The 20,433-nt window shown below is 43.7% G+C and carries 20 protein-coding genes; 11 read left to right on the top strand and 9 right to left on the bottom strand.

Annotated features, from left to right (window positions below; all coding sequences use genetic code 11):
- The first annotated feature begins 50 nt into the window (after nt 1-50).
- The 4 genes from H1A14_RS07860 to H1A14_RS07845 all read left to right on the top strand — a co-directional run bounded on the left by H1A14_RS07860 (nt 51) and on the right by H1A14_RS07845 (nt 2,367).
- Nucleotides 51-986, top strand: a complete 936-nt coding sequence (locus H1A14_RS07860; protein WP_194775688.1) for an aspartyl protease family protein — start codon at nt 51-53, stop codon at nt 984-986.
- Nucleotides 987-1,151: 165 nt separating this feature from the next.
- Nucleotides 1,152-1,319 (top strand): hypothetical protein, encoded by a 168-nt coding sequence (locus tag H1A14_RS07855; RefSeq protein ID WP_194775687.1) that lies wholly within the window; start codon nt 1,152-1,154, stop codon nt 1,317-1,319.
- Nucleotides 1,316-1,783 carry a hypothetical protein gene (locus H1A14_RS07850; protein WP_194775686.1) on the top strand — a complete coding sequence of 156 codons (468 nt, stop codon included), beginning with the start codon at nt 1,316-1,318 and terminating at the stop codon, nt 1,781-1,783. The genes H1A14_RS07855 and H1A14_RS07850 overlap by 4 nt, the downstream gene beginning before the upstream one ends.
- A gap of 122 nt (nt 1,784-1,905) precedes the next feature.
- The gene (locus H1A14_RS07845) at nt 1,906-2,367 is read left to right on the top strand and encodes a GNAT family N-acetyltransferase (RefSeq protein ID WP_194775685.1); all 462 of its coding nucleotides are present in this window, start codon (nt 1,906-1,908) and stop codon (nt 2,365-2,367) included.
- 62 nt (nt 2,368-2,429) lie between these two features.
- On the opposite strand, the gene H1A14_RS07840 is transcribed toward H1A14_RS07845, so the two are convergent.
- From H1A14_RS07840 to H1A14_RS07825, 4 genes are all read right to left on the bottom strand, one after another.
- The gene (locus tag H1A14_RS07840; RefSeq protein ID WP_194775684.1) at nt 2,430-3,296 is read right to left on the bottom strand and encodes a DUF5777 family beta-barrel protein; all 867 of its coding nucleotides are present in this window, start codon (nt 3,294-3,296) and stop codon (nt 2,430-2,432) included.
- Between the two features lie 12 nt (nt 3,297-3,308).
- Nucleotides 3,309-3,860, bottom strand: coding sequence for a YceI family protein (locus H1A14_RS07835; RefSeq protein WP_317174861.1), 552 nt, complete (start codon nt 3,858-3,860; stop codon nt 3,309-3,311).
- An 8-nt stretch (nt 3,861-3,868) separates the two neighbouring features.
- Nucleotides 3,869-4,375 (bottom strand): QcrA and Rieske domain-containing protein, encoded by a 507-nt coding sequence (locus H1A14_RS07830; RefSeq protein WP_194775682.1) that lies wholly within the window; start codon nt 4,373-4,375, stop codon nt 3,869-3,871.
- 444 nt (nt 4,376-4,819) lie between these two features.
- Nucleotides 4,820-5,389 carry a hypothetical protein gene (locus H1A14_RS07825; protein ID WP_194775681.1) on the bottom strand — a complete coding sequence of 190 codons (570 nt, stop codon included), beginning with the start codon at nt 5,387-5,389 and terminating at the stop codon, nt 4,820-4,822.
- A gap of 93 nt (nt 5,390-5,482) precedes the next feature.
- Here H1A14_RS07825 and H1A14_RS07820 point away from each other — a divergent pair, with 93 nt between their 5' ends.
- Entirely contained in the window at nt 5,483-5,758 is a 276-nt protein-coding gene (locus H1A14_RS07820; RefSeq protein WP_194775680.1) for a sll1863 family stress response protein, read from the top strand.
- A gap of 63 nt (nt 5,759-5,821) precedes the next feature.
- Entirely contained in the window at nt 5,822-9,361 is a 3,540-nt protein-coding gene (smc, locus tag H1A14_RS07815) for a chromosome segregation protein SMC (protein ID WP_194775679.1), read from the top strand.
- A 451-nt stretch (nt 9,362-9,812) separates the two neighbouring features.
- Here smc and H1A14_RS07810 read toward each other — a convergent pair whose 3' ends face one another.
- The 3 genes from H1A14_RS07810 to H1A14_RS07800 form a co-directional block, all read right to left on the bottom strand.
- Entirely contained in the window at nt 9,813-10,328 is a 516-nt protein-coding gene (locus tag H1A14_RS07810; protein ID WP_194775678.1) for a hypothetical protein, read from the bottom strand.
- A 163-nt stretch (nt 10,329-10,491) separates the two neighbouring features.
- A complete protein-coding gene (locus H1A14_RS07805; protein ID WP_194775677.1) occupies nt 10,492-12,147 on the bottom strand; it encodes an RHS repeat domain-containing protein in 1,656 nt (551 codons plus the stop codon).
- 17 nt (nt 12,148-12,164) lie between these two features.
- On the bottom strand, nt 12,165-12,713 hold the full coding sequence (locus tag H1A14_RS07800; protein ID WP_194775676.1) for a hypothetical protein: 549 nt from the start codon (nt 12,711-12,713) through the stop codon (nt 12,165-12,167).
- A 605-nt stretch (nt 12,714-13,318) separates the two neighbouring features.
- Here H1A14_RS07800 and H1A14_RS07795 point away from each other — a divergent pair.
- On the top strand, nt 13,319-14,233 hold the full coding sequence (locus tag H1A14_RS07795; protein WP_194775675.1) for a bile acid:sodium symporter family protein: 915 nt from the start codon (nt 13,319-13,321) through the stop codon (nt 14,231-14,233).
- Nucleotides 14,217-15,218: a 1-acyl-sn-glycerol-3-phosphate acyltransferase gene (locus tag H1A14_RS07790; protein ID WP_194775674.1), complete on the top strand. Its 1,002-nt coding sequence runs from the start codon at nt 14,217-14,219 to the stop codon at nt 15,216-15,218. Before H1A14_RS07795 ends, H1A14_RS07790 begins: the two co-directional genes overlap by 17 nt.
- A 61-nt stretch (nt 15,219-15,279) precedes the next feature.
- Here H1A14_RS07790 and H1A14_RS07785 read toward each other — a convergent pair whose 3' ends face one another.
- Nucleotides 15,280-16,440: a THUMP domain-containing class I SAM-dependent RNA methyltransferase gene (locus H1A14_RS07785; RefSeq protein ID WP_194775673.1), complete on the bottom strand. Its 1,161-nt coding sequence runs from the start codon at nt 16,438-16,440 to the stop codon at nt 15,280-15,282.
- 148 nt (nt 16,441-16,588) lie between these two features.
- Between H1A14_RS07785 and H1A14_RS07780 the strand changes: the two genes are divergently transcribed.
- Nucleotides 16,589-16,891 carry a hypothetical protein gene (locus H1A14_RS07780; RefSeq protein ID WP_194775672.1) on the top strand — a complete coding sequence of 101 codons (303 nt, stop codon included), beginning with the start codon at nt 16,589-16,591 and terminating at the stop codon, nt 16,889-16,891.
- Between the two features lie 48 nt (nt 16,892-16,939).
- Here H1A14_RS07780 and H1A14_RS07775 read toward each other — a convergent pair whose 3' ends face one another.
- Complete coding sequence (locus H1A14_RS07775) at nt 16,940-17,395, bottom strand: DinB family protein (protein ID WP_194775671.1); 456 nt, start codon at nt 17,393-17,395, stop codon at nt 16,940-16,942.
- Nucleotides 17,396-18,351: 956 nt separating this feature from the next.
- Between H1A14_RS07775 and mnmA the strand changes: the two genes are divergently transcribed.
- On the top strand, nt 18,352-19,563 hold the full coding sequence (gene mnmA / locus H1A14_RS07770) for a tRNA 2-thiouridine(34) synthase MnmA (RefSeq protein ID WP_194775670.1): 1,212 nt from the start codon (nt 18,352-18,354) through the stop codon (nt 19,561-19,563).
- A gap of 158 nt (nt 19,564-19,721) precedes the next feature.
- Nucleotides 19,722-20,429, top strand: coding sequence for a pseudouridine synthase (locus H1A14_RS07765; RefSeq protein WP_194775669.1), 708 nt, complete (start codon nt 19,722-19,724; stop codon nt 20,427-20,429).
- Nucleotides 20,430-20,433 lie beyond the last annotated feature (4 nt).

Genomic DNA, 20,433 nt, shown 5'->3' with positions numbered 1-20,433 from the left:
AAATGAACCTGGATTTAAACTGAATTTTCCATAATCTAAATTCCGAAAAGATGAAAACGATCCTAATAGCCATTGCCTTTGATCTCCTATTGGCTTTTTACGGTTGGTCAAACCCTGCGGTCACAAGCGTTCCCTTTGAACTCAGAAATAATCTGGTCATCATCCATGCTTCAGTGAATGGGAAAAACGGCCTGTTTATCATGGATACGGGAGTACCAGAGATCATCTTGAATAATCGATATTTCTATGGAAAACCGACCGGAGACAGATTCTATGGTATCAGCGGGAGTGAGATGGTAAAAGATGTGGATTTCATAAGATTTAACCTCGGGGGATTCGAAAAGCAGGGATTCGCAACTATCACTGATTTTTCTGCTTTGGAAAGAACTTCCGGTCTGAAAATATTGGGGGTAGTTGGAAACAGTATTTTTAAGAATTGCGAATTGGTTTTGGATTATACCTTTAAGGAGTTGACCATTTACCGACTCGATAAAAAAGGAAACCGGTTAGCTTCAAAAAATATTCATCAGACTCCTTTAGATACCCTACCCTTTACACTGGGAAATGGTGTTCCTTTCATAGAAGTTCTTGCCAATGGAAAGCGATTGAAAATGAGTGTGGATTCCGGGGCCTCTGCCAACGTGATGGATATACAGGAGATGGACCGGAATGATTCCGGTACTTCACGTGCAGCGGAACAATCACTTGCAAGTTTCGGTCCCAAAGAAGTTTCCGTAAAATCCCAAATAAACGAAAATTTGACGGTAGGAGACCTTTTATGTCCACCTATGAAAACTTTATATGTCAGTTTGGATCACTTCAATAAAAGCCAAAGTGGAATTAAAGTCAGCGGAATCCTGGGGTTTGAATTTCTGAGCAACTTCCGGGTGGCGATCAACTTTAGAAAAAAGGAAATTTATCTATGGAACCGGGAAACTGTGGAATTGCAATGGGCCATTGCTTCCAGACAAGAGGAGAAGCACTGATGTTCTTTTAAGGACCCTTATGAATGGATATAGAGTAAGTTTAACTTTTTATTTATTTTTTGTAACCGACTTTTCGGTTTGAAATCTATTATCCATCTGGAAAAATGAACATATTTGTTTTAAAGGGTGAATAGACATTTGGAAGGATTTGGCTATTTTTGATAGATGAAACAGAGAAAAGGCAGATTGGAATTTGCATCTCCTGAGGTCAAGGAAGCACGCAGGATCGAAGAAATTAAATCCCTTGGATATGCGGAAAGGTTAGACAGGTTATTTGCCCTATTGGAGGCTTCCCGGCTGCTCAGAGAAGGCAAAATAGTCAATAAATCATGAGAGAGGAAATCGTTCGAATCTGGAGAAGCCTTTTCAATGCCGATGTAAAATTTATTGTGGTGGGCGGGTTTGCCGTTAATTTTTACGGGTACAACAGAAATACCGGAGACTTGGATTTACTCCTTGAAGACACTCCGGAAAACAGGAAGAAATTAAGAAATGCTTTTAAGGAATTGGGCTTAGGGGATTTCAAAGAATTGGAAAGTATCCCTTTTTTGGCTGGATGGACCGATATCAGCCTCGACTTTGGTTTGCGATTGGATTTGATGTCTGGGTTAAAGGGCTTGGAAGAATATAATTTTGAAGAATTAAAAACCAAAGCCACAACCGTAATATTGGATGGTGTTTTGATTGATTTTTTGGATTATCAAAGTTTGATCAAAACCAAAAGGGTTTGTGGAAGACCGAAGGATATCTTAGATATTGAGGAATTGGAAAAGATAAATAAATCGGAAAATAGGTAGCATACCCCGATATAATGATCCTAGATTCGGAAAGTAAGTATAAACAAAAGTGCATTACTAATTAACGCTCAAAATGAACCTTTTGATTAACTTGACAAAAACACTCCGAATCGAAGTATCCCATGAACCTCCTACCCATAGAAATAGATGAAAGCCTAAACAAAAGATTCTGGAATGAACCGGAGTGTATCGAAGTACTTAAAGCTTTTGAGAAATTCTACCAGAAAGTAGGTTTTGAAAAGCCTTGGATCGGTTATTTTGTAACCGATCAGGACAACAACATCTTGGGATGCTGCGGGTACAAAGGAAGGCCCAAAAATGGTATGATTGAGCTTTCTTACGGGACTTTTAAAAAGTATGAAGGAAAAGGGATCGGGATCCAAATCTGCAGACTGATGGTGGAATTATCCCTGAAGACTGACCCTGCCATCCGGATCACAGCCCGCACCATGCCTGATAACCTGGGATCCATTGGCATCTTGAAAAGAAATGGATTTGAATTTTTGGGCACAGTAGAGAATGAAGAGGATGGTGAGGTCTTGGAATGGGAGTTTAAGGGAAATGAAGCGGGTCGGAAGATATAATGTTCCTCCTTCGATGAAACCCAAAACGCAGCCATAGGTCAGTGTTAAAATAAGTGCAACAATCACCTCCCCCTCCTACCCGTCGCAAAAATCCGGTTGACATTGAAGCCCAATCGAAACTGTTCGCCGGGTACCCCGTTGCCTCCAGCCAATAAATAAGGTTCATTGAGGGCCTGACTGGTGACAAAATACATCTGAAACACATGCCCGCCCGCCTCAATATCAATCCCAACACCCAGGTTGTTGCGCAGGTCATTGTTCAGGTTGGGGATATATTGCAAGGTAAGGGAAGATTTTCCAGTGATTTTGTATTTGCCACTAAAGCCCAGTGCCAAGTACAGGTTGTCCTCCCCTTCGATCTGAAAAATGGGCTGTGGGTTGAGAAAGTAAGCAAACATAGGGCTTACCTGAAGACTTATTTTATCTGAAAACCTGCGGGCCAACATAACTTGCCCGCTGTAACTTAACCTGTCTGAAAAACCAATAGCAGGTTCAGGCAGAAAACTGTAATCTGAACTGTTCACCGCTACTCCACCTGAAACAGAAAGGGAAAATGGTTTGGCATCGTCTATGGTCTGTTTGAAAAAATGATACCGACCATACATATTGTACACTTTGTCACGGCTTGCCCGGGCGATGGCAAGAGAGAACTTATCGGTAATGCCATACTCAAAGCTAAACTGGATATTGGCCCCATTGTCCAGGCCAAACAAATCCCTGACCCCTCCATCCAAGGTCCCAAATGTATGCATGATGGCAAAATGGAGGGATTTTTTCTCCAGGGGCTCTACGGTCAAAAGGTTGATGTGCCTTGGTGCATGAAAGATCAAGTCCACCTCTCTGGAACTTTCCTCCAATTGTCTCTCCAATTGGGCATGGGCGGTTAAGGCCATCAAACATAACAGGATGGTATGGATAAGCATTTTCATAAGACAGGTGGATTAGGGTTTTAGGGTAGCTTTGATGCTTACTTTTTGTTCTTCAGCCAATTCGTAAAAAACCACCTTGGGGATATCGATGTCAAAATCAGACAACATGATCAAGAAACTGGCTTCCAACACCATAGACTGCTTATCCTCAGATAAAGTCAATGTACCGGGTACATCAAGTGATTTTTCCTGACCGTGGATTTTAAATTTCCCGGTGGCATCCACAGATTGACCGGCATGAAGTTTTTCGATCAGATCTTCATTCAGCCCATTTACTTTTCCGGTAAATTCGGCAAAAGGATATTTACTGGTTTCCAGGTAATTCTCCCGCATGTGTCTGTCTCTCAATCCTATCCCCGTTTTTAGGGTATTGAGATCGATGAAAAAATCGATGATGTTTTTGTCCAAATCTATCATGCCGTTCAATTTTTCTGATTTTCCGGTAAATTCATTCAAAGGGGCCTTGGACAGAAACTCCACATAACCTTTATCGGTTTTGAAGACCTGTCCGAAGGCCACCCCTGAACAAACCATCACCACAACAATCAACACTAAAATTTTCACAGGCCACTTCATTTGGTGACCGTTAATATATCTTCTTCGACCCGCGTAGAAAATGACTGCAGAGGCTGATTGGCGGGACCATTGATTAACCCACCTTCTGTGTCGAATCTGGAACCGTGGCAGCTACAGGTAAAAACATTGTTCTGAAAGGTCCAGTTACGGTCACAGCCACTGTGGGTACATACAGAGGTAAGGGCGTTGAAATTGTTGTTCCCCACATTGACCACAAGGGTTTGAGCCTGAATGATCAAGAGCCATGCTCCTGCGGTTTTCAAGGCGCTTTGCACATCGAGGTCTATGGTGATGACATTGTTGGCGATGCTAACCCCATTGGTATTGCCAGGTGGTGGCATGTTGGGGTTGTTGGCATCCGGAACCATATCATCACTGTCAGCACAGGAGGTGAAAAATGCCGCTCCGAACATGGACATTACCGCCAATGCGCCTGATTTTTTGAGGAAGGCCCGCCTTTCTACTGTAAGTTGACCTGATTTTGTTGTAATGATCTTTTGCATATCAGCATTTACGAAATAAAATACAAATTTGGATTTCATTCAATAAAGCCTTCAATACAAAATTTGTTTTTGAAAAAAAATGAAAGTGGATTAATAGTATTTCTTCGGCAGAATTTCTGAAACCACTACAATATCGCTCAAAGTGGAAGGATGCCTCAATTATGTCGCAATTTGGTGGCCAAGTGGATTCTTATCAGGGGATTTCTCTAATATGTGGAGTATATACTACACCTTTCTGTCCTTATCTTTTTTGAGAAAACCGGTTTATACCGACCTGAAGGAAAAGAATAAGACAATAATCTCAAAAGCAACAAAAGTCCCCCCATATGGGGGGATTTAGGGGGGGAATTGCTAGCCCAGGCTATTATACTTGACCACATACTTTGTAAGCATACAGAAAAGAAAAAACATAGCCGTTTCCTAAAAAAAAGCTTGATGATCTGATTAAAAGTACTTTTTCTGCAGAATTTCGGAAACCACTATGGCATCTTTGAGCGTCTGAGGCTGCCTCAATAAGGCCGCATATCTATTCCCTGCAGGCTTTACTTCGGCCAAAGGCTCCACATCTCCCAGGATGATACCTGTGTTATCTATGTCCACTTGTTCGTCTAGGGTTTTGAGTTTGCCTCTTTCGGATGCCCTTGCTCCGGTATAATTTTGGTAAGCTTTTGGGATGTTGGGTTCAGGAATTACTATGGGCTTTTCCTTCCTTCTTTCATTTTCCTGCCTATCCGCATAGGTACTTGGTCTTTGGGGTGTCTGATGGGGTTGATTGGTTTCTTTTTGGCCAGACCGCTCAAAATCTTTGCTTCTCCCTTGTTGTTCTCTTCTGATCTCTTTCAGCATCTCTTCAAAAGACCTTGCAGGTGGTGCAGGTTCCGCCTCCCTTTCAGACTTAGGCCTTTCGCTTTCACCGGGCAGTCCTTCTTCCGTGCCTTTTTTATTTTTTTTCAGTGCAGTGTAGATAAAATAAATGATGACAGCAACGAGATATATGAGGGTTCCTGAATCCAAAGCTTCTAATTTTAATTTGTTTAGGTAAGTTAATACATTATTTCTATTTCGTCTAAAATATTGCTAAATTGAGTCCAATCAAACACGAAAACCATGGGCGTTCAATTGAAAGATGTACAACATCTCATCAAAGATCTGGAGATCAAAATAGATGAGCTGCAGCTTCAGTCCAAAAAAGCTTCACACGAGGTACAGCAGGAACTGGACAAAAAAATCAAGACCCTGAGGACGCAGGCAAGCCACCTCAAAAATGATTTAGAAAGTTTCAAAGATGGTGCCGACAACAAATGGGTGAATTCCAAAGTCCATTTTTCCAAGGCCATTGACGAAATGAAAGTAGGCTTCAGTTCACTTTTTGGAAAATCCTGAATTCCTTGTTAATTATCCTTAATCGACTAATTTTGTCCGGTTGGAAAAAATAAAAATCAGAGCATGCAGCTGACCAAGCTTGAGATTAAAGGTTTTAAGAGTTTTGGAGATCGGGTAGTCATTCATTTTGACAAGGGAATAACCGGGATAGTAGGTCCAAATGGCTGTGGCAAGTCCAACGTGGTGGATGCCATCAGGTGGGTATTGGGGGAGCAAAAAACCCGAATGCTGCGCTCAGACAAAATGGAAAATGTGATTTTCAACGGGACAAAAAACCGGAAGCCCACCAACCTTGCCGAGGTTTCACTCACCTTTGAAAACACCAAAAACCTATTGCCCACGGAATACACTCAGGTCACCATCACCAGAAGATATTACCGCTCGGGTGAAAGTGAGTACCTGCTCAACGGGATTGCCTGCCGACTGAAGGACATCACCAACCTGTTTATGGACACAGGCATCAATTCCAACAGTTATGCCATCATCGAACTGAAAATGATCGATGAGTTGCTCAACGACAAGAACAATTCCAGAAGAGACCTTTTTGAGGAGGCCGCGGGCATATCCAAGTTTAAAATCCGCAAGAAAGAAACCCTCAGGAAACTGGAGGATACCGATGCGGATCTGGACCGGGTAGATGACATCCTTTTTGAAATAGAGAAAAACCTCAAAACACTGGAAAAGCAGGCCAGACAGACTGCCCGTTATTTCGAAATCAAGCAGGAATACAAAACAGCTAGCCTTGCCCTGGCCAAGAAAAGCGTACGCAAACACAGCGATGCGCTGTTACAGACCAACCGGAAAATCCAGGAAGAATCAGATCAAAAAGGCCAATTGAATTCAAAGATCGCGGAAAAGGAAGCCTTTTTGGAAAAGAGTAAGACCGAGCTTATTCTGAAAGAAAAACTACTTTCCTCCCGCCAAAAGTCCCTCAATGAACAGGTCAATAAAATCAGGCAGTTTGAAAGTGACAAGAAAATCAAAAATGAACGGCTGAGATTCTTGGAGGACCGGGCCCAAAACCTTAGGGAGCAAATTGATGCAGACCGGAAATCCAATGACCGCGCAGGTTTCAGCCTCAGGTCATTGGACCAGGAAAAAGAAAGTGCAGCAAAACAACTTGCGGAAAAAGAAGCGGTGGTCCAACAGCTGAAAGCGGACTATGACCATCAGAAAACAGCTTTTTCGAGTCTGCAGGAGAAACAGAAGTTGCTCAACCGACATTTTTCCGAAAAGAAAGACCGGATCTACCAACTATCCAAAGACCTGGAAATCAAACAGATTCAGCTTTCCACCCTCAAGCAGGAACTGGAGAAAACCGCTTCCGATGATGGAAATCAGGAAGCCAACCTTGTGGATTTTGAAGACAAACTCATCCTCTTACGGGAGGAACTGGACCTGAAAAACAACCAATTGGATAAACTCAAGGCAAAGGAAGAGGATCAGTTGCAGAAAATAGAACAGGCCAACCATAACATCGAACTCATCAGGGAAGAAGTGACGCAACTCAGCCGTAAGCTGGATGCCAAACAAAACGAATTCAACCTTACCAAATCACTGGTCGAAAATCTGGAGGGTTTCCCCGAGGCCATCAAGTTCCTGAAGAAACACGGGTCATGGGGCAAAAATATCCCTCTCCTCTCCGATATCCTCACTACCGAGGAAAAATACCGGGTAACCATAGAAAATTACCTGGAAGGATACATGAATTATTATGTGGTGGAAACGGTGGAGGAAGCCATCAAAGCGGTCAACCTGTTGAGCGATGCCGCCAAAGGAAAGGCCAATTTCTTTGTCACAGAACTGTTCGAAAGCTTTCATCCTACTCAAAGCAGATTGTACCCCAATGCCCTTGCCGCCACAGAAATCATAGAGTATGACCTGAAATATGCCAAGCTGATCAGCTTTATTTTGGACAAGGTCTATATCGTACAGGGGGATTACCAGGATCTTCCTGTAGACAAGGACAGTATTTTCATCACAGAAAGTGGCAAATTCACCAAAAGACGTTTCAGCATTTCCGGAGGTTCTGTGGGCTTGTTTGAAGGCAAAAGAATAGGCCGGGCCAAAAATCTGGAAAAGCTGGAAAAAGACATCAAAGAATTTCAAAAAAAGGTAAGCCATGCCCGGTCAAATCTGGATGAAAAAATCAGCGACCTGCTGAAACTGAAAGAGACCAGCTACAAAACGGAAATTGAAAGCCTGAGGCAGGACATCAATGAAGTCAATCAGAATTTCATTTCCATCAGCACCAAAAAAGAACAGCTGAGTGAAATCCTGAATTCCAACGCAACCAAAAAAGAAGACATCCTGGAAAGAATCGGGGATCTGCAGGCTGCTGTGGCTGAATTGGGGCCCCTGCTCGAGGAAGAAGAGAAAGCTTTCCAGGAACTTGAGGAGGAATTGACCCTAGACAATGAAAAGGTTCAGTCGGAAGGAGAGAGCCTTTCCCAAAAGTCCAATGCCTACAACCAGGAAAACATCCTTTACCACCAATACCTCAACAAGGTCAACAGCCTGGAACAGGAAATAGCCTTCAAACAAAGTGCTTTTGAAACCAGCAAGGAGAGAATCGGCAAATCCCAATCGGAATTGGCGCAGATAGATTCCGAAGTAAAAAATCTGCTGGACAGCAAAGAGATCAAAGATGATGAACTGATTGAACTCTATTCAGAAAAAGAAGGCATAGAATCGGGTGTCAATGAAGCTGAGAAGGATTACTATGCCGCCCGGGGAGAGATAGATCTGGTGGAAAAACAAATCAGGGAAATCCAAAGGTCGAAAGAAAATCTCGACAGCATCATCATGGAGCTGCAACAGGTGCTCAACGAGATCAAATTGAAAATGGCCTCCCTCAAAGAAAGACTGAGTGTGGAATTTGAGATCGACCTGGATCAGATGATGGAGGAAGAACCTGAAGTCCCAACCGATTTCGTTGAAAAATCTGAAGAAAGCATCCGGGCAGAAGTCCAAAAAGCCCGTGAAAAGCTGGAAAAAATCGGCCCTATCAACCCGATGGCCATGGAAGCTTATGATGAAATCAAAGAAAGACATACCTTTATTTCCACCCAAAAAGAGGATTTGGTCAAGGCCAAAAACTCGCTGATGGAAACCATACAGGAAATTGACGAGGTAGCCAAAAAGACCTTTTTGGAAGCCTTTGACAAGATCAAAGAAAACTTCATCAAGGTGTTTCGATCTCTATTTACCGCAGAGGATGACTGTGACCTGAAGCTGGTGGATCCCGATAATCCCCTGGAAAGCAGCATCGAAATCATGGCCAAGCCCAAAGGCAAAAGACCCCTCAGCATCAATCAGCTATCGGGTGGGGAAAAAACGCTGACAGCCACTTCCCTGCTCTTCGCCATTTATCTGCTAAAGCCTGCCCCCTTCTGTATTTTTGATGAGGTGGATGCGCCCTTGGATGATGCCAACATCGATAAATTCAATCAGATCATACATACCTTCTCCACGGAAAGTCAATTTATCATTGTGACCCACAACAAGCGCACCATGGCAAGCACTGACATCATCTATGGCATCACCATGATCGAAGCCGGGGTATCCAGGGTAGTACCGGTGGATTTGAGGGAGTTGGCGTAAATGGGGTGATTTGGAGTTGGATCACATCTTCAGAACTACTCATTGAAATGGTTCAAGTCTTCAGAACTACCTAAGGCAGTCAGGCTTGGACCTCCAACTGATCATGTGTTCAGACTTCCACCAAAACAGCCTCAGGAGCTACCTCATTTTCTTTACGCTCCTCATACCCTACCAAAAACCAGCTGCTTTAAGCCGGGGTTTTTGCCTTCAAATTCTACTTTCTGATGCCTTTGGCTTGGATATGACTGCTTTGAGCTTTCAGCTTCTGGCTTCTTGCCATTCCCTGATATCCTGTTTAACTGTTCTCTGTTCTCCCTACTTTCACCTTTGAGCTTCCAGCTAAATTTCTGTTTCTCTGTTTAACTATTCACTGTTTAACTATTCTCAGTTTCTTCCCTAATTTCAGCTTTGAGCTTGGAGCTTCCAGCTTTTTCCCAATATACATTCCCCCCTACTTCAACCGTTTGATATACCGCTTCATCGCCCTTCGCACCAATTCTTCAATATGCTCCTCTCTGACCTGATAGGCCGGTGGAATTGCCCTGACTTCTTCAAGGGAATTGGCAAAGGTTCTTTTGGAGGCATATCTATGTTTTGTTGCATAAATAATTTTATCATTTTCAATTATAAAAACCAATAGACTTAAAGAAGTATATCTCATAAAACCCTCATCGCCTGCAACAAAATTCGAAGTCATATACCCAGTAAACCTATAAATATCTGCAATATTAATCAAAGGAACTAAATACCTACTTTCTGTGTCATTTATATTTAATTTATCCAATAATTCCTTTCTAACTTTGTTCAAACTGATTACTTCCCGGTTGCATAACCTTGGAATTGCATTGTTTTCTCCTGGCTTTAGTATCAAATTAATACCTTGATTAGATATACCTTGGTAAAAAAATCTAAGTATACTATCAGTTTCAATGATTAATGGATCAAAGACATTATCTACCAAAACCATTTGACGTTGATGGGAACAAAAATAATAATCTGAAATTATTAAGTCCTTATCGGAGTAATTCCTTTTGGAAACACTAAAAAGATGATCATGCTTTTTATACGCATCAAAACCCTTACAAGAAAACAGCGAAAGAAAAAAAACTGATATTATTAAATTCCTCATTTTACCAATACATAAAAGTGTAAAACATCGATTTAATTACCAATGAAGATTGCTTGTACCTGTAATAACTCCTGTAGCTTGGATACCTATTACCGGAATTCCAAAGATTATTGGCTGAATACTCACCTAAGTATGCAAATGTGCTTTTTGAAAAGAGTTTAGCAAAAGTCATGAGTCCTGCCTCTGATTCTCCTCCCTTCATAATCCCAGACTGTCCCATTCCCCCAAAAGCCCCGACAAGAAAACTCCCGCCTATTTTCAGGCCTGCTCCACTACTAAAGTAGGATTGGCTTCCGTCAAAGGCGAAGTTGGAAGCTACATTTTGGAGGCCGTAGCTGACGGCTTTGTCCACCAGTGCATCTCCAAAAAAGTAATTAGAGGTTTTTTTCAACCCCATCGCTTTTCCTGCAGAGCTGTAGAAGTTTTTACCTGCCACAGATGCTAACCCTCCTCCCACAAAGTGCTGTGCCATGCCGTAAGAATTGTTAATATCTCCTGCTGCAAAACCTGCAAAATTGTTCATCACTCCTCCAGCAAAAAATCCTGCTGCTACATTATCGTTCAGGCCAACTGATGTCCCCAAATATCCCGCAGTAAAATAACCCAAACTGTGCAGGCCTATTCCCTTATCAGGGTCATGATAATTTGCTGCATTTACTCCACCCCCAACGAAGTTAGCCATTCTCTTGATTTTTGTAAGTTTTTCAAGATCAGTTAGACTGGCCGCCGAACCTATTCCCTTTAAACCACCTGAAATAGCTCCTGAAATAGCCCCTATACCAACTGCCTTTCCAAATTGGGAGAAATTCCAGTTTTCCTTGAATTTACCTTCACTAATTGCAGCTGATGCAGTATATGCCGCTCCTGTAATAGCTCCACCAATTAAAGCTCCTTTAAGCATAAATAATCCCAAGCCAAGAATAGCAAATTCCCCATCCGGATCCACCATCATCACCGGATTGTTTCCCATCGCCAGGAACGGCGAGGCAAACTGATCCTGCGGATCCACCCCAAACCACCTGCCCAAGGCCGCATCATACTGTCTGGCATGAAAATCATACCATTGGGTCAGTTCCTGGTAAGTCTTTCCTTGGAAAAGGTCATTTGTAGCCTTATCGCCAAGCCTTCTGAATTCCCGGGCGACCATCCCATACGGATAATAGTCAATCTGCTGGACGATGTAAGACTCGGAGGTCTGAATGGTGAAGTCATCAAAGAACGCTTCCGAACCGGTATTGCTGTCGTTCGAAAGACCTGTCCGCCGTGGTGGATAAATATAGAAATATCCCGGTTCTTCTGCCACGACCTCCTCCGATAATTTTTCGTGGGGTACATTCGTACCGTCTTCCCTGGCTGCATTTGACATCTGTACAAAACCACCGTATTTATAATTCATCTCTCTGTCGAAGAAGAGATAATTCAGATAGGCTGGAGGCGCATCGCCCATATCTTTCTTGGTCGTTAGCAGGCCTGCAAGTCCTGCCTGGCCATCAGCCTGGCTGCGCATACCGGAAGCCAGGTTTCCATCGATGGACATGGCCAAAGGGTCAGATGCCGTAATGGCCATCAGTACCGCCATGATGGCCGGATCCCTCTCGGCTTCCCCTATATCTATGTACTTGCCATAGACCTCGAAACGGACCGTGTCCCCAGGCATTACTGAGACCGTTTTGGCTATACCCTCCCCGCATGCTGGCCCCTCGCTAAAACAGTCCACCGGACTGTTTCTTCACGCTCGGTCCCCCTATAGCCCCCACTGAGTCTCATGGCATACATGGACTCCTCACCCGGGGTGTGGTTGAGCATATCCGCCGATATCCGGACTGCTTCTTCATAGCCGATAAACTGCCCTGACTCCTCTTCCATGGACTCGGTCTCGAATCCTGCAGACGTGGTAAACACATCCGGATCTTCCTGTAGTACCACACGGGTACTGCCCAGATGGTCGGTAAGATAATACTGGTATTTGAAACCGTTATTGGCCAACACCCTGCCAAGTTCGTGGTTGATGTCGGTCAACACCCCATTTGCGAATACCAGCTCTCCCACATATTCAACACTTTTGTTACCCGTGGGAAAGCCCTGAATGGTCTGGGTCATGAGAGCCCCGTCTGCACTGTAAGTATTGATGATTTTTTCCCCTTTGCCAAATTGAATCTCCTGTGGGCGGTCAAGGATATTGTAGATGACATTAGTGATCCCCTTGTTTTTATCTGCGGTCACATAATGTCTAGAGACAACTTCATGATTTTTTTAATGTCTCGGTTTTGGTGGCTACCATAATTTAGATTGACTTAGCCTGTTCTCTTTGTTCTTTTGGCTTGATCCAAAAGAACCAAAAGATCAAGGCTGTAAATCAGCTTTTAAATTGGTTACTATTCCACCTAACATCAGAAATGCATCCCAATTTAATTTTTGTCCGGGGATGCGGAGCTAAAAATGAGTGGATCTCCTTGAGGAGCTAACTCATTTTCTTAACGCTCCCCATCCCCTACCAAAAACCAGCTGCTTTAAGGCCAGGGTTTTTTGCTTTCAAATTCTACTTTCTAATGCCTTTGGCTTGGATATGACTGCTTTGAGCTTTCAGCTTCTGGCTTCTTGCCATTCCCTGATATCCTGTTTATCTGTTTAACTGTTCTCTGTTCTCCCTACTTTCAGCTTTGAGCTTTGAGCTTCGAGCTAAATTTCTGTTTCTCTGATTACCTGTTTATCTGTTCTCTTTACTTCCAGCTTCGAGCCTGTTCCCCGTTTATCTAGTATTTTTGAATCAGAAAATTGTCAATGATACGGACCCTCTTTATATTACAAGGTCTTTCAAAATCGGTTAAATGGTAGAAAATCTGGATTCCAGTGTGTTGAACCTCAATCAGGATGGTCTGTTGATGCTGAACATTTCCCTGGCCATCATCATGTTTGGGGTGGCACTGGATCTAAAAGTGGCTGATTTCAGAGCCATCGCGGAAAATCCAAAATCCTTTTTGATTGGGCTTTTTTCCCAGTTTTTGTTTTTGCCTTTGCTGACCTTCGGACTTGTGTGGTGGTTGGCACCACCCCCTTCTGTGGCACTTGGAATGTTCCTGGTGGCCGCCTGTCCGGGAGGAAACGTCTCCAATTTTCTCAGCCATCTTGCCAAAGGGAATGCGGCATTATCCGTCAGCCTAACAGCTTTTTCCACCCTCTTTTCGGTATTTCTTACCCCTTTCAATTTTGCCCTATGGGCAGGAATGTATTCGCCTGCTGCCGGTATGTTGAAGGACATCAGCCTGAATTACTTTGATGTGTTCAATACTGTTGCCTTAATTTTAGGCGTTCCCCTGATCATTGGCATTTACATCAACAGTCAATACCCGGAATTCAGCCTAAAAGCAACTAGAATCCTCAAACCAATCAGCATCTTGATTTTTGCTTCCTTTGTGAGCATTGCCTTTTTTCATAACTATGACCTTTTTCTGAAATACATCCTGTTGATCTTCTTCTGGGTTTTGGCCCACAACCTGACCGCCCTGTTTTCAGGATTTTCGTTGGCTAAAATTTTCGACCTCAATCTGCCTGATACCAAAACCCTTACCATAGAAACGGGCATACAAAACTCCGGATTGGCCCTGGTCTTGATCTTCACCTATTTTGATGGCTTGGGAGGAATGGCTATTATTGCAGCTTGGTGGGGCATTTGGCACATCGTTTCGGGCATGGGCGTCGCTTGGGTCTGGAGCAAATACCAGGTATATGAAAAATACGTTTAACCATGTTCTAAGATTGCTCACCAGGATAGCCCTGCATGGTTATTTTTCGAAAATTTCAGTCAAGGGACTGCACAATATCCCGAAAAACCGACCCATCTTATTTGTGGTCAACCACCAGAATGCCCTGATTGACCCCATCCTGATTGCTACCGAAACGGATACCAAACCGCATTTTCTGACCCGGGCCAGTGTCTTCCAGAAATACTGGGCGGCCAGAATGTTGGACTATATCCGCATGTTCCCGGTATACCGGGTAAGGGATGGCATTCAGACCATCAAAAAAAATGAAGAGACCTTTGAGAAAAGCTTTAATGTACTCGCCCAGGGCGGCACCCTCTTGATTTTTCCGGAAGGCACCCACCACTTGAACCGAACACTGAAGCCGCTCAGCAAAGGCTTTACCCGCATCGCTTTGGGAATCAAAGAAAAGTATCCTGACCAAGGCCTCATCATTGTTCCGGTGGGAATCAACTATTCGGCGCATCAGTTTTCCGGAAGCAAAGTAGGCATTCAGTTTGGAAAGGGTTTTGAAAGCAATGAAGATTCCCGGGAATTGAGGGAAAAGACTTTTGAGGCGATGAAAGCACTGATCGTTTTTCCGGATGAAGGTGAATATGCAAATCAAATGGCTTTTCTAAAAAGCAGTCAGGTGGATTTAAGCCAACCTGAATTGGTAAAAAAGGCATTGAAAACAGCCTATGAACCCGCCAAATCCTATCATTTCAAACCAAAGGTGTACCTCAGCAATATCCTGATGAAGCTGATCCATTTCCCGCTTTGGCTGGTTTGGAAATACATCCAAGCCAAAATCAAAGATCCCGTTTTTTATGCGACTTTCAAATTTCTGGTTGGGTTTGTGGGCATTCCCCTGTTGTATTTTGCAGGGTTTCTTCTGGCGTTTTTTACTGGAAAATGGACTTGGTTTTTAACGTATGTCTTGGTTTCGCAGCTCAGCATCTACTTGAACAGAAATGACCCAAGATGACTTAAATTATTCATTATTAGTGTTTTATGAAAAATATAAATGGTCCATCGAGGTGCATTTATCAGGCTTTGCTTCCTTTATACAGTTCGTATTTCAATAAGCGGCAATCAATGGTTCCGTTGTAAAATTCAATCCTTCTGCTTGCCTTCAAACCTATTTTTTTGGCAAGCTCCAGATTGCCGGTGAAGATGTAACCCGTGTAGCCACCGCATTTCTGTTTCAGGAAATCACCGATGCGCTTGTAGGTAGCTTCCAGCGCTTCCAGCTCCCCTAGCCTTTCTCCGTATTCCGGATTAAAGATGACCACCCCCGAATCAGTATCCGGCACTGCGGCCTCCTCAAAATCACAGGTTTCAAACTGTATGAGATGTTCCACTCCAGCCGCAGCTGCATTTTCCTTGCTGATGGCAATGGCCTGTTGGCTGATATCTGACGCGATGATGGTCATCGGTGGAGAGGGTTTTATTTTTGACTCTAAGTCAGTTTTGAGGTTTTTATAGACAGTTTCCTCATATCCGATAAAATGCATGAAGGCATAATGGTCTCTGTACAATCCAGGATATCGGTCTGTGGCCAACATAGCAGCCTCAATGGCAAGGGTTCCCGCCCCGCACATGGGATTCAGAAAAGGGCTTTCCCGGTCCCAATTGGTAGCCAGAATGGTGGCCGAAGCCAAGGATTCCAACATGGGCGCATGTCCCGGGATTTTTCTGTAGCCATGTTTGGCAATGGTATCCCCGGTCGTATTGAGATACAAGCTGGCCTGATGTTCTTTCCAATACAGCTGAAAAACTGCCCCTTCATATTCAGAACCTGAATCAGGTCGGCTGCCAGTATTTTCCCTGAAACGGTCCACAATGGCATCTTTGATCCGGACATTGACAAAAAGCGGATTGTCCACACTGTCATTTTCCACGTGTGAAGTGACTGAAAAATAGGTCTGGTTGGTGATGTAAGTTTCCCAGGGAAGGGCTTTGATCCGCCTGTAAATGTCATCTGCATGCCTGAGATAAAAAGACTTCATCTCATAAAGCACATGGCTTGCGGTGCGAAGATGCAGATTCATGACAATGCAGTCATTCAAGGTGGCATACAGTTCTACACCCGTTCGGAAGGTTTTTTTGGGCTTGAAGCCCAGTGCCACCAATTCCTGTTCCAAATATGGGGCAAAACGGTCCTTGCAGGTCACCACGACCTTGCCTGTCTGATCAAATCTGTTCATATCGCCCAAAAATAGCCAATTTTTTCTGCCCTTTCTCCCAATATCTTCTTCAAAAAGGATTTAATCTCCCTGTTTCCTTTAAAATGCAGTCGGCTATCCTTAAATTGAAAGTTGATTGTATATATTCACTTAACAAACTTTTAAACCCATGGCCTACAACCGATCCCATGCCCGACAGATCTGCAATGCCGCAGAGCTTGAAATGTTCAATGCCAGTCTTACTGAAAATGTCAGGAAACTTGATGAGAAAACACTCAAAAGCAATATCAAAAGGACCAGGGAAATGCGGAACAAAAACCAGGACCTTTTAAGAAGACAATCCCTCCAAATCGCGGCGGATACCGGAAACAAAAGAGGCAACTCCCTCAATGCCAACAACCGTACCGAACAAAAAGTAAAACTGCTGCAGGAGGTTTTGGACCGGTTTGAAAAGCAACTGGATAAGGCTTAGTCAGCTGGTTTGATACGATTATACTGAGCTCCTTCATCTCACTGTTTTTCAGTTTATCTGTTTTTCCAATAACCTCCTATGGTAATTGATCTGCCCGAGGTGATAGGAAAAGTGTGACAGGATATGGGTCAGGAAATAGGCATTGGTCATAGGATAACCCAACACTTCAATGGGAAAAGGTTTTTCCAGGTCTGCCTCTGAAAGCTTTTTCAGAATGGTTGAAACCATTTCCTTTGTTTGGTCAATTTCCAATAGCAGCAAGGATCTGGGCACATTTTTTTTCGAAAATTCTCCATCTCTGTTTCTGACATAGCCTGTTTTACCGATTTCAGCTCCGATGTAGGCATTCAGGTTGCCGAGCAGATGCAGGCAAAGATTGCCACCCGGGTTTTTGATGTCGCCAGAAACGGTCCATAGCCCTTCTTCGGATGGATAGGCAGCTATTTCAGTTTTTAACTTTTCAAGTTCCCTTTCAAAAAGGGAGGTCAATATTGCTGTAAGCATAGTTTCATGGTTTAAATGCTGATTTATTTTGCCACGGAGACACTAAGATATTTCATTTGGGCTTTAGTTGCATGTATTTTTTGCCCCGGCACAAATGGGTACTTATTTTTTTGCCACGAAGGCACGAAGACACCAAGGTTTTTTTTATAAATTCTTTGTGCCTTTGCGTCTTTGTGGCTGATTTTTTTGACCCGGCACAAATGGGTACTTATTTTTTTGCCACGAAGGCACGAAGACACCAAGTTTTTTTTTATACAATTCTTTGTGCCTTTGCGTCTTTGTGGCTGATTTTTTTGCCCCGGCACAAAGGGGTACTTATTTTTTTGCCACGAAGGCACGAAGACACCAAGGTTTTTTTTATACAATTCTTTGTGCCTTTGCGTCTTTGTGGCTGATTTTTTTGCCCCGGCACAAATGGGTATTTATTTTTTTGCCACGAAGGCACGAAGACACCAAGTTTTTTTTTATACAATTCTTTGTGCCTTTGCGTCTTTGTGGCTGATTTTTTTGACCCGGCACAAATGGGTACTTATTTTTTTGCCACGAAGGCACGAAGACACCAAGGTTTTTTTATACAATTCTTTGTGCCTTTGCGTCTTTGTGGCTGATTTTTGCCCCGGCACAAAGGGGTACTTATTTTTTTGCCACGAAGGCACGAAGACACCAAGGTTTTTTTTATACAATTCTTTGTGCCTTTGCGTCTTTGTGGCTGATTTTTTTGCCCCGGCACAAATGGGTATTTATTTTTTTGCCACGAAGGCACCAAGACACCAAGGTTTTTTTTATACAATTCTTTGTGCCTTTGCGTCTTTGTGGCTGATTTTTTTGGGTTTGCTTCTAACTGAAAGGGGATGTGCTTAGGGAATTCCCTACTTTTACGAACCAATTGGTTCCTGCTTTTTGTTGGAACTTTACAGAAAACTCACGGGCCTTGAACCCATGATCATTTCGAATTTATGAACACAAAAAAAAGAGTTGTAGTAGGACTATCAGGCGGAGTGGACAGTTCGGTCACCGCCTACCTCCTGAAGGAACAGGGCTATGAGGTCATCGGCATGTTTATGAAAAACTGGCATGATGAGTCTGTCACCATTTCCAATGAATGCCCCTGGATGGAAGACAGCACGGATGCCATGTTGGTGGCCGAAAAACTGAGCATCCCCTTTCAGGCCATAGACCTGAGTGCGGATTACCAAAAACGCATCGTGGATTATATGTTTGCCGAATACAAGGCTGGGCGTACCCCCAATCCGGACATTCTGTGCAACAGGGAAATCAAATTCGATATTTTTCTGAAAGCTGCCCAGAAACTCAAAGCCGATTATGTGGCTACCGGGCATTATTGCCAAAGGGGCGAATTGGAAGTGGATGGAAAGACCGTTTACCGACTCTTGGCTGGTGCGGATGCCAATAAGGACCAAAGCTATTTTCTGTGCCAGTTGAATCAGGAACAACTTTCAAAGGCTCTTTTCCCCATAGGGCACCTCCAAAAATCAGAAGTCAGGAAGATCGCCAAAGAACAGGATTTGGTTACCGCTGACAAAAAAGACAGTCAGGGCCTCTGCTTTATCGGCAAGGTCAGACTCCCTGATTTTTTACAGCAACAGCTGAAGCCCAAAAAAGGCAAGATCATCGTGATTCCTGAGGACCTTCCCCTGTATGCAGAGAAAACGGTTCCCGCTGGGGTTTCCCCCCAAGACTTTGATCAGGAAACACTGGATGCCATTTGCATGCCCCTGCATTATCATGCAGATCAGGGAAAGCAGATTGGGGAACACAACGGCGCCCATTATTTTACGGTAGGCCAAAGAAAAGGCCTTCAGGTGGGTGGCACCGGCAAGCCTTTGTTTGTGATCGGAACAGATACTGTGGTAAACAACATCTATACCGGACTGGGTGAAACCCATCCAGGACTGTTGCGCTACGGGCTGTTTGTGCCCAAATCGGATGTACATTGGATCCGGGAGGATTTGCGGCTTGAGCCTGGTACTACGGCTACTTATTCAGGTAGGATCCGGTACAGACAAGCCCTGAGTCCCGTCACGCTGATCATGAAGGAAAATGGCCTCTATGTGCTTTTCGAACAAGCCCAAAAAGGCATCGCCTCGGGTCAGTTCGTAGCCTGGTACGATGGAGCAGAAGCAATTGGTTCAGGCACCATCTTCTAAATTCAGTTCCTATTTTTTTCAGCAAAAAAAGTTTCACACAACGGCCTTGGCCACAATAACAATAAACCTTTGCGTCTCTGCGTCTTTGCGTGAAACCAATAAAATGAAATGACCTACCATCAATAAAATGATTTAAATCGGCCCGAACTGTGGAACAAATGTTGGAAATACTCTACGAGGATGAAGATTTGGTGTTGGTAAACAAACCTGCGGGTATGCTGGTCCATAGAAGCAAGCTGGCCGGTGATATCAAAGCGGGTTTTGCAGTTCAGGTTTTGCGTGAACAAATCAACCAAAAGGTGTACTTGCTTCACCGCATTGACCGGCCCACTTCCGGTATCCTGATGTTTGCCAAATCTTCAGAAGTTGCAGGACTGATGCGCACCTATTTTGACGAAAAGCACATCGAAAAGTATTACCTAACCTTGGTGCGGGGATACATGAAAAAAGCATCTGGCACCATCGACTACCCTTTGAAAAAAAACTTGACCGGATCCTTACAGGAAGCCCAAACCAGTTTTTGGCAACTGAATCAGGTAGAGATCCCGCTTTCATCCACCCCTAGGTACGACACAAGCCGGTATAGTTTGGTAAAGGCATTTCCGCATACAGGACGCATGCATCAGATCAGACGCCACTTTGCGCATGAAAGGAATTATATCATCGGAGATTCAACCCACGGAGAAACCAGGCAGAACCGCTTCTTCAGGATAAATTATGGACTGGATAATTTGTTGTTGCATGCCTGGCAGGTGCAATTTAATCATCCCTTAAGTGGCATTGAAATTTCCATCCAAGCCCCCCTACCTGAGTATTTTCTCCACATGATCAAGACTTTCGGTTGGGAGGCAACTGACTTAAGCTAAGCAG

Origin of the sequence: Pararhodonellum marinum (assembly GCF_015354735.1) — a bacterium.
Classification (GTDB): Bacteria; Bacteroidota; Bacteroidia; order Cytophagales; family Cyclobacteriaceae; genus Pararhodonellum; species Pararhodonellum marinum.
This window is presented reverse-complemented; position numbering and strand designations above follow the sequence as displayed.